This is a genomic window from Haloferax sp. Atlit-6N (assembly GCF_003383195.1).
Classification (GTDB): domain Archaea; phylum Halobacteriota; class Halobacteria; order Halobacteriales; family Haloferacaceae; genus Haloferax; species Haloferax gibbonsii.
The window spans coordinates 1-647 of the sequence record NZ_QEQJ01000084.1 but is presented as its reverse complement, the minus strand read 5'-3'; the positions used below and the strand labels follow the sequence as shown (position 1 = coordinate 647).

Genomic DNA, 647 nt, shown 5'->3' with positions numbered 1-647 from the left:
TCGGCGTGAGCCGGGGTACGTTGGACGGTCGGTTCGTGGTCGGCATCGACGTGACTGGAGGGGCCGCGGGCCGCTCGTTCGAGGACCATACGCTCTCTTGTAACTCACCGAACATATACCTCTGCTACGTTCAAATAGGCGTTTGACCGTGTCACCCGTGGAGGTTCCGTTAACGTCGGTTCCCTCAACGACGGACGTATTGATACGGACCTCGAACCGGTCAGCCTGACTATTGAGGACGGGATACGAGGTATCATCGTCGTCAAGCGGTTCCGATACGAACTCGTTATTCGTCAAGTTCGGATCGGCGACGCCAGTTGACGTATTGTTGTGGACCAACGTTCTGGCGGTCGAACCGCTCAGATACTTGATCGTCGTCGAGTTTATGTCGACGCTCCCTGAGCCTGCGGCCATCCGCACTGTCAGATTTAGGGTATCGATTGTCGTGGAGCCCCCCGATTGGTTCACCATCCCGTGGGTGCTCACGACGTCGACTCTATTCGTCACCTTGTTTACACTCTCTTGGCCTGCATCCTCCGCGGTCGCTTGGAGGAAGCCGGCCGTGTTCACGAGGACGCCCGCCGCAATCGCTGCGACCAGCACCATCGCAATGAACACGATGAGCGTACCGATACCGACCTGACCAC

At 58.0% G+C, this 647-nt stretch carries 1 protein-coding gene; it reads right to left on the bottom strand.

Features of this window, described 5'->3' with window-relative positions; all coding sequences use genetic code 11:
• Positions 1–647: archaellin/type IV pilin N-terminal domain-containing protein (locus DEQ92_RS21275; RefSeq protein WP_115821745.1), on the bottom strand; the 647-nt coding region annotated here is incomplete at both ends.